Source organism: Rhizomonospora bruguierae (assembly GCF_018397995.1).
Classification (GTDB): domain Bacteria; phylum Actinomycetota; class Actinomycetes; order Mycobacteriales; family Micromonosporaceae; genus Rhizomonospora; species Rhizomonospora bruguierae.
Map to the genome: position 1 here is coordinate 1 of NZ_BBQH01000107.1, position 8,980 is coordinate 8,980.

Here is an 8,980-nt window from a genome sequence, read left to right on the forward strand (position 1 = left end):
TTCGGCGACTCGTAAGGTGACAGGACCTGCGCGGCGGCGCACCGGGCGGCGGAAGCGGACGGCGGGGCGCCGGGCGCTAGACGTTGTGGCCCAGCTGCGCGCCGAGCGCCCCCAGGCCAGCCTGGCGGAGTTGGCCTCGGCCGCTGGCGTATCCGAGCGTCATGTCCGGCGCCTTGTTACCGGCGAGGCCGGGAATGCGGAAGAAGGGGCAGGTCAAACTTGTGGCCTCCCTCAGCCGGCGGCGTCTCGACGAGGCGGCTCTCGACGGCTGGTGTGCCGGGCCGAACGCCCGAGGGTGCCGCGACGCATCGATGCAGGGTGATTATGTAGGGCGGTGACCAATACTCACCCCTTCCCAGGCGATGTGGCCAGATTCGTCGTGCCGATCCGTGCGGAACTCGGTATGAGCCAGGTTCGGTGTACGGACTCATGCGCCCAGGTAGGTACAGATGAACGGGGTCTATCGCTGATCTTGTGACGATGGCCGGCGGTGGTGATCATCTCCGCCGTGCCCGCGCGATCCCTGAAGAGCTGGGCCTGACCCGCTTTGGCGGGCATCCGAGATCAGGAGCCGGTGGGATACGGGCTCGGCGGGTGCGCGGCTAACCAACTCGTACAGCGACCCGTGCTTGCTCGTCATGGTGGCCTCGACGGACTCGGCGAGTGCAGAATCGCGGATCAGGACGCCGAACTCGACGTTCACGTTCTCGGCGGAGTAGCTGAAGTTGGCGCTGGTCAGCAGGAGCAGTTCGTGGTCGATCACGATGAACTTGGCGTGGCTGCGCACGTGGTTGCCGTTGGGCAGTTCGGTGGAGCGGTAGACAATGGCGTGTGGGAGCTGGGCCTTCACCCTAGCGGCGTCGGCGGCGTTCCCATCGATGTAGACGGTGACGACGACGCCGGGCTGTTCGGAGGCTTCCTTGAGCACGGACCGCATCTGCGATGAGTTCTGGAAGTTGTAGGTCGCTGCAGTGACAGATTGCCGGGCGGCTCGCGCGATGCGGTGGAACTCGCTGGTGAGGTGTCCGACGTTGGCTTCGTTGCCGGGCATCGTCCAGACGGGAGTCAGTTCTCGCAGCAGGGCTTTCGCGCCCGCGATGGCGCGCAAAACGCTCACGGTGCGCTCGCGGTCGGTGTGCCCGAGTGCCGCTGCCACGAGGAGGCGCTTGACGGTCTCCCTTCGCGCTGCGGCGACCTCGGTCAGCGCGGCGATCGTGTGCTGCCCGGTCTTGAACTGGACGGCGAGTCGCTGTGCTTCGGTGGCGGTGAGGAAGCTGCCCAGTTCGGCGAAGGGGTCAGATGCCATGGAAGCTACCGAAGAATCCGGGCACGGTCGGGCCGTCTGCGGTGGGGAGATCGAGCAGGAACCGCCGGTCGAGGAACCGGTTCGCCTTCTCACAGGAGGTTTCTGAGGCGAAGCTGCAGGTGTGGCAGGCGGCGCCGTGCAGGAAGTCCTCCGGGTCCGCCGGCGTACGCATGGCGCAGGTCGGGTCGGAGGAGCAGCGTGCGGCCCGGCGCAGCGCGGTGCGCACGATGGACTGCAGGCGGGCGGGTTCGGCCAGTGCAACGAGCCCGCCGAGGGTGCCTTCGCTGTCGGAGGCGGTGGTACAGATGAGCAGCCCGGCAGCGGACTCACGCTGCGGCGCATCGTTCCAGGCGTAGATGCGCTCGGTGATGCTCGCGGCGCCGTATCCCGAGTACATCGCCATCTCACGGATGAGAACGTGGGCGAATGTGTGGACCAGCCAGTAGCGCGGCCCGGGCAGACGGGTGTCAGCATCGTCGACCTTGGCGGTCTCGGAGAAGCGTCGGGCGAAGTTGCGCCGGTGCGCCTCCCGGTGTGCCTTCCACAGTGCACTTCCCTCAACCGTCTTTTCCCACCTGGCGACGGCGTCGAGGTCGAGTTGAAGGAAGATGCCCTCGCCGCGGTCCTCGGTGGCGGGCACCCAGGTCGGCCTCGCGGCGCGGGTGAGGGCGACCAGGCGCGAAGCGACGTCGTTGACGCGGTCCATCTCGTCCAAGCGGGTGAAGCCGAGGACGGCGTTGACGCGCTTCATCCGGTTGACGCCGACCACGCGGGCGACGTGCCGGTGCAGGTCAGGCCCGCGCTGCATCTCGGTGACCATGAGCCCGGTGTTGTTCTGCTGTTCGGGGAATAGTGCCGGCTTCTGCAGGTAGCGCCACTCGGGGATGAGTAGCTCGATCGGGTCCCATTTCGCCTGGCGTTCTTTGCGGGCTTCCTCGGACTCAGGCGGTGCGAGGACTTCAGCGACGGCGGCGGCGATGTCGTCGTCGGTGAGTCCGGTGACGTCGATGTTGCGTGCGGCCGCGAGGGCACGGATGACCGGGACCTGTTCGCCGAACTGCTTGATCTGGTCGATGCCGACCTCGAAGCGCAACTGGTCGCCGAGAGCTTCCTTCTTCTCGGCGTCGGAGCGCGGCATGACGATGATGCTCTGCGTCGAGGGGAACCAGAGGTTGGATGCGCCCATCATGATCAGTGCCGGGCGGGCTTGGCATCCGGGGTAGAACGCGCCCAGGTGCGGGTGGCGACCGCGGCAGGTCTGTGGGAGTTTTTCCCGGCCCTTCGATCCCTGCGCCTCCGCCATCCCGCGGGTCGTCCCGCAGGCCTGGCAGATGATCGTCGACCCGACGCTTCTCCCGACGTTCGCATCGCGCATCTTCAGCTCGGGCGATTCCGCATTCGGGCACGTTGCCCCGCGGTGAACCCAAAGTGTGTAGGGGAACTCGTCGAGGTGGCCGTTCGTGCAGGTAAGTAGGTGCTGTGCGGCCACGGCGGGGCTGCCCGCGCGCCTGCCCCTCCCGCCGCGGCCTGGGCACGGTTTGTGGGCGAACTGCGCCAGGTCTGGCCGGAACGGATGGGTGTTGGTGTAGGTGAATCGGGTGAGCGGGCCCAGGTAGTCACACCCGGTGCACCGGAACCACTGGGGGAACACCCTTGCCGGCAGGCCGAGGTCCGAGCCCTCGTTCGACAGGGTGCCCTTCTTCGGCTGCCACGGGAACGGACGCAGGGCGTCGACCTGCGTGCCGAGGTGCAGGCGCACCACGTTGAGCAGGCGCGGTTCGAGGATCGTGGGTACGACCTCGCGGCGCTTCCAGATCGGCTCCCAGTCGTCGAGGCCGGCGGGCATGATCGAGAAGTTGGGCAGGTCCATGATCGCGCCCGGTCCATAGGTGTACAGCAGCGACGAGGGGCGGGCGGAGCCGACCTTGGCGCGGTTCTTGGCCTGGCCCTCCTCCACGTCGCCGAGTGGGTCGAGAGCGTCGTTGTTATCGGGCAGCACCTCTGCAACGGTGTCGGTCATCAGTCGCTCTCCCCGGCGGGCAGTGTCCAGTTGTCGACGCCTGGCGGGGTTCGGGCGAAGAGCCGCTCCGGTATCGGCGAGACGAGGATGTTGATCTCGGGTTGCACCTCGCGCATCGAGTTTGCGATCACGAACGGCGCTTCGGCCTTGCTGCCGGCGTTGGCGCGGTGGTTCTCGGGGCTGATGATCAGGGGTAGGTACTTGTCGCCTTCGCCGGTGCGCTCGTAGACGAGGGTCTTGTGCTGTTCAGTGGCGTACCCGGCTCGGCTGGCCCACCGGTCGACGCGGTTGGTGAGCAGATCGCTGGCCCGTTTGGTCAGGTCTTCGTCCTGTGAGGCGGCCAGGATGCGGGCTTTGAGTCGGTTGATCAGCGCGGCCACGGCGTCGTGCTGGGAGCGGATGCGGCCCGCCTGCTGTTCGGGCGAGAGCCCGGCGGCGACGACGGCTTGGGCGACGCGGGCCGCGCTGACGAGCAGGCTGTCGATGCCGCGCTCCAGAGCGGTGGGCGAGAAGGGGGTGACCGACAGCGCCTCGACCTGTTTGTAGAAGGTCTCGTGGTAGTGGCGGAACTGTTCGAAGTGCGCCAGGTCGCGGGGTCTGGCCCAGTTTCCCAACGCCACCACCAGGCCCGGGCGGGCGGCGTCGCGGCCGACGCGGGAGGATGCCTGGATGTACTCGGCGGTGTTTTTCGGCTGGCCGACGACGAGCATCAGGCCGAGGCGTTGTATGTCCACCCCGACTTGCAGCATTGAGGTGGCCAGGACCACGTCGAACGGCGCCTCGCCGTTGCGCAATGGCGGCTTCTTGTTCTCCTTTGCCACGGCGATGCGGGCTCGGAACGCGTCGGTCGTGTCGTGGCCGGGGTCGAACTCCAGGCCGAGCCGGTCGAGGGTCTTGCCGATGTCCGCCCCGGAGATGCGCGCGGTCAGTTCGGCTACGTTGAGGCTGCCGAACGCGGTGCCGTATCGGCGCGGGAAGCCTGAGTCCTGTCGTGGGTTGCCCACCCGCGTGCTCACGTCGTCATCCACATATCGGCGCATACCCGCCAACTCACGGGTGGCGTTGAAGTAGCCAACCAGCGTCATGTAGGGGTCAGCCTCGATGCCCGTGCGGTCGAAGAGTAGCTGGCCTGCCAGCAGCAGCACCTCGGCGACGCGGATCTCCGCGCTGGATAGGCGCACGCCCTGGGCACTGACCCCGACGTAGCGGCGGCCGGGGTTCTTGGTCGAGACCGGCACCTCGCGGGAGAAAAAGGTGTCCGCCACGTCGAGCACCTGCGGTGGGAAGATCTCGACCTTGCGCCCGTAGAGTGCCCGCACCTGCTCGCCGGCGTTGCGGACGGTCGCCGTGGATGCGACGATCAGCGGCCTGACCGGCTGGCCGTCCGGGGTCTGCCACGAGCACAACGTCTCGACAGCGACCTCGAAGAGCCCGACCGCTGTGCCGAGCGCGCCCGTGATCAGGTGCAGCTCGTCCTGGATGATCAGGTCCGGTGGCCGCAGCCGCCCGACGGGCACCACGGTCGCCGCGCGATGTCCGCCGGCGGCCTGGTGGGAGCTGACCGTGCAGCTGGTGTAGTCGGGATGCACGTAGCCGTGCCGGCCGCAACGCTTGGCGACGAACCCGAACAGCGACGCCGCCTCACCCTCGCGAGCCAGTCGGGCAAACTTGTCGACGGTAGCGATCACGAACGCCGGGGTCAGCCGGTAGATCTCCTCGTCGACCGTCAGGATCGGCAGGCCCTCGGGCACGCCACCGCCCTTGGAGAACGGGCACCGGGCGAGCTCGTCGCCGCAATGCACGAACACCCGCCGCGACGTGGGATCGCCTTTGACGTTCGCCGGGGTGATCTCGGTGCCGCACCACGGGCACCGCTGGATCTGCAGCACGGTCAGCCGGTGAGAGGCGCCGTCGTTGACCTTCTTGAGCTGCTCGTCGGCCTCTTCGAACCGCTTCGGGCTCACATCGGTGCCGACCCACAGCCCGATGCGGAACGGCTCGGTCCCCCACGTCACCTCGTCCTCGCGGCGCGCCAGTTCCGCCGCGCACACCAGCGCGGTCGCGCGCTGGAACTGCTGCGCGGTGAGCAGCCGCAGCGTGTACCGCATAAGGACCGAGACACCGTCACCGCCGTTGAGAGGCCCGTCCGGAGAGGCGACCATCCCCTGCCGCCGCCGGATCGCGAAGGTGTACGCGGTCAGACCCAGGTATGCCTCGGTCTTGCCACCACCGGTCGGGAAGAACAGCAACTCGACTCTGGCCTGGTGTTCGGCGCTGCGCAGCGTCGCGGTCGGGTCGGTCAGCGCACGTAGCTGCATGAGGATGAACGCGAGCTGGAACGGCCGCCACGACGCCACCGGCTTGCCGTCTGCCTCGGCGAGTTCGAGGTCTCGGCGCGCCAGCGCGATCGACAGAGCCGAGTCCGACTTTCGCGCCTCGGCCACCTGCGAGGCGAGCCGCTGATCGCGCATGACCCGATTCATGAACCGGAAGCACTGCAGCGCAGCCGGGTCGGAAGCTACGAATTCCAGCCCCTCGACCAGACGCTGATGCGCCTGCCGCGCCTCCCACAGCACGAGCTCGGCCGTCTCCTGCAGATGTGCCGGCAGGGTCTTCGCCGCCGTCTCCTGCCGGTCGAGCCAGGCCCCGTAGCCAGACACGAGCGGCGCCAGACCTGCCTGGACATCGTCGGGACCGGCCACCGACAGCGCCTTCATCGACAGGGTCGCGCCCTCAACTTCGCCCGCTCTCGTCTGCAGGGTCTCCGCCACCGGCAACCACGCCGTCGACACCTCCGTCGCCCGCCGCGACCCGGTGCGCACGACCCAGTCGGCCGAACAGGTGCGCCCGATCGCGAACTCCAGCCGGTCCTTGTACTGAAGGTCGAGGCGGCGCACCTCGTCGTCGTACTCCGGCCACTCCTGCTCCACGACATCACGCACGGGTAGGAACACCTCGGCCCCGCCGGCGTCGGCTCGCAGCCTGGTCTGGAACATCCACATGTTCGCCGGGATCGGCAACGGGGTCTCGCGGTCATTGCACAGCGCGATCTCCACGAGCACGCGCTGGTACTCGGGATCGTCGTACCGGTCGATGCGCAGACAGATCGCATCGCGCAGCACGATCGTCGCCGTGTGCCCCGGCTTCAGCTCGTGTAGCGCGACCGTCCGCGACTCCTCGACCGGGATGCGCTGATACTGACGCACGGGGCGCCCTGCCTTGTTGACCTTGTCGGTCTCGACCGTCTCGTACGTCCCCCACGACGCCGTCACCGTGAACGACGCCAGGTCGGTTGGCACTTGGAACCGAAGCCCCATCGACGCCGGGATCATCAGCCCCTGCTTCGGCGCACGGTCCTCGACATTGTCATCCTCGGTCTCCGCACCGTCTTCGTCGGCGGACACCGTCGGCACGCCGCGCCCCTCCGTATGCCCCTCGTCGAGACGGACCTCGGTCAGGTCGTTCGCCTCACGTTGATCGAGTCCCGACGCGGATGTGCTCGTGAGCTTGACCGGCGCGATTAGGCCGAGAAGGTACCGCTGGCGTGGACTGAACGGCAGCAGCTCATCGGGTCCGTTGATCGGCCCGAGTAACTCCCGCTCCAGGATGTCGACGAGGTTCTCCCGAACCGTAAACGACGTGCCATCAGCCTCATGGTTGAGCACATACCCGCCGTCTGTAGGTGCCGTCGCCCCAGTGCCGTCCGCCATGCGCCACAGTCTGCCGCACACCATCAAAAGATTGCGAGCGTCACCCGCCGTGAGCGTGACGCCACCCCGGTGGCCAGCCGCGGGACCACCCGGCGCGGCGCTGAGGTGGTCCCGTGACTGGCCGATTCGATCCCCTCCGCGCGAGCTTCGGATCTACGCCGCCACGGGAAGATCGTCCTGCCGGCTGGAATCTGAGAGCCTCCACTGGACCAGTACGCGCTCGTCGTCGAAGTAGCGCCCGACGACGCCGCGACGGATCCGCAGGCTGTCCAGCTGGGTGAGGAGCACAGCTCGGCGGGCTACCTCGTCAGTGCCGGCGGCTGCCCAGCTCTGCTCGACGGTCGCGTCGCCGAGCAGCTCGCTGCCGCGCTCCGCCATCAGGCGCCCGCCGAGATAGGGGTCGAGGGCTGTGCGGCCGATGGTCTGCCTGCACGTCGGGCAGTAGAGAACGGGGCGCTTCTGGTTGGTCCCGCGGCACATGTACGCGTCGCAGTCGTCGCAGCGCGCGACACGCGACAGGAACGGGCTCGTCGCCTGCCGGTCGCGTCGCTTCCGGGCCTGCGGGCTGGTGCGCGAGTCGAGCATGTGCTGCAACACCGCGAACTCCTCGCAGTTGATCACAGCCAACGACTCGTTGATGATCGGTCGGCCGTGCTCGTCACGGACCACCGCGAAAGGGTCCACGCGCTTGGCGCTCTTCGCCCTGCCCGGGTTATGGGGTGTCATCCCCGCCAGGACCGGGTTGCGAAGCAGACCATCGACAGTCTGACGGTTCCAGGTGACGGCGGCGATCTTCTCCCTCTGCCGACGAGGAAGCGGCGCGCCGTTGTCGCTCAGCCATGTAGCGATCGAGTTGACGGTGGCGCCCTGCAGCGCCATCGCGACCGCCTCCGCGAGCCAGCGGACACGCTCGGGGTCCTTGACCAACACACGGCCGGGGCCGGCCGGGTTCGCGATCGATCGGTAGCCGTACGGGATGCCGCCGCCTGGCCACCGGCCGTCCTTAAGCAGCTGCACGCGTGCTGCACGGACACGTGCCCGGATGGCCTCAGCCTCCATCTCGCCGAACACGGCGAGCATGACCGCGAACGCACGGCCCTGCGGGCTGGTCATGTCGATCGGGTCCTCGACCGCTACAAGGCCCGCGCCACGCATCTGCAGGGTCTCATCGGCGTGGAGGAAGTCGAGGACGCGCCGTGCAAGCCTGTCCACCTTCCAGATGATCACGGCGTCGAACTCGGCGGCCCCGAGAAGCGAACGCCAACCCTTGCGGTCTTCCGGCCGGTTAGCGGTCGCGGAGACGCCGTCGTCGATGAACTCACCGACGATCTCCCATCCGCGCGCCTCCGCATACCTGCGGCAGGACTGGAGCTGCCGAGCGATCGAAACGGACTCTTCCTTGGTGACACTGAGGCGGGCGTAAAGAACGCAACGGCGCGCGTGGTTCTGATTCATGTACGTCATCAGAGGCACATTCATTGGCGGAGTGCAACACCACCGCAGCGGACAAGGCCAGCTCCACCAAAGCGTCACGGCGACCGGACATCATCGTCCGGGCGACGGCGTGGTCATGAAGGTCAAGAAGGAGCTTGAACGCGCAGATCTCTTCGGCATCGGCGAACCTCACCGGCGGTTCGACGGGTCGGGCCGGGATCATCGTGCACTGCCCGATGGCCGTGAGCTGAGCAAACTCAACGGTAACGGGTCACCGGCGATCGTCGCGGTACGGTTCGCATGGTGGTACCTCCGGCCCGCTGCGTGACCTCGCCACGCGGTCGCTCGACGCGGTGCTGGCCGATGAGTCGACGTGGCGCCTACGGTGGGCCGAGAACGTAGAAGAGGAGGAGGCGCTGAAGGTCATCGAAGACCTCCGCGTCAGCCTCGCCGACAGCGACGCCGTCGACTCGCCTCACTCCAGTGTTTGACCCACCTGACCCATTGAGG

At 67.8% G+C, this 8,980-nt stretch carries 5 protein-coding genes; 1 reads left to right on the forward strand and 4 read right to left on the reverse strand.

Going from position 1 to position 8,980, the window contains the following annotated elements; translation table 11 throughout:
• Window positions 1-460: 460 nt before the first annotated feature.
• The 4 genes from drmC to KJS59_RS29860 form a co-directional block, all read right to left on the reverse strand.
• Window positions 461-1,306: a DISARM system phospholipase D-like protein DrmC gene (gene drmC, locus KJS59_RS29845; RefSeq protein ID WP_213457214.1), complete on the reverse strand. Its 846-nt coding sequence runs from the start codon at window positions 1,304-1,306 to the stop codon at window positions 461-463.
• On the reverse strand, window positions 1,296-3,326 hold the full coding sequence (gene drmB / locus KJS59_RS29850; RefSeq protein WP_213457216.1) for a DUF1998 domain-containing protein: 2,031 nt from the start codon (window positions 3,324-3,326) through the stop codon (window positions 1,296-1,298). Before drmB ends, drmC begins: the two co-directional genes overlap by 11 nt.
• On the reverse strand, window positions 3,326-7,036 hold the full coding sequence (gene drmA, locus KJS59_RS29855; RefSeq protein WP_213457218.1) for a DISARM system helicase DrmA: 3,711 nt from the start codon (window positions 7,034-7,036) through the stop codon (window positions 3,326-3,328). Before drmA ends, drmB begins: the two co-directional genes overlap by 1 nt.
• Window positions 7,037-7,189: 153 nt before the next feature.
• Window positions 7,190-8,500, reverse strand: coding sequence for a recombinase family protein (locus KJS59_RS29860; RefSeq protein WP_213457220.1), 1,311 nt, complete (start codon window positions 8,498-8,500; stop codon window positions 7,190-7,192).
• Between KJS59_RS29860 and KJS59_RS29865 the strand changes: the two genes are divergently transcribed.
• Window positions 8,490-8,798, forward strand: a complete 309-nt coding sequence (locus tag KJS59_RS29865) for a hypothetical protein (protein WP_213457222.1) — start codon at window positions 8,490-8,492, stop codon at window positions 8,796-8,798. The genes KJS59_RS29860 and KJS59_RS29865 overlap by 11 nt on opposite strands.
• Window positions 8,799-8,980 lie beyond the last annotated feature (182 nt).

Coding starts and splice junctions, on each gene's coding strand:
- drmC (WP_213457214.1), bottom strand. CDS start 1,306: ATGGCATCTGACCCCTTCGCCGAACTGGGCAGCTTCCTCACCGCCACC.
- drmB (WP_213457216.1), bottom strand. CDS start 3,326: ATGACCGACACCGTTGCAGAGGTGCTGCCCGATAACAACGACGCTCTC.
- drmA (WP_213457218.1), bottom strand. CDS start 7,036: ATGGCGGACGGCACTGGGGCGACGGCACCTACAGACGGCGGGTATGTG.
- KJS59_RS29865 (WP_213457222.1), top strand. CDS start 8,490: ATGTACGTCATCAGAGGCACATTCATTGGCGGAGTGCAACACCACCGC.
- KJS59_RS29860 (WP_213457220.1), bottom strand. CDS start 8,500: ATGACGTACATGAATCAGAACCACGCGCGCCGTTGCGTTCTTTACGCC.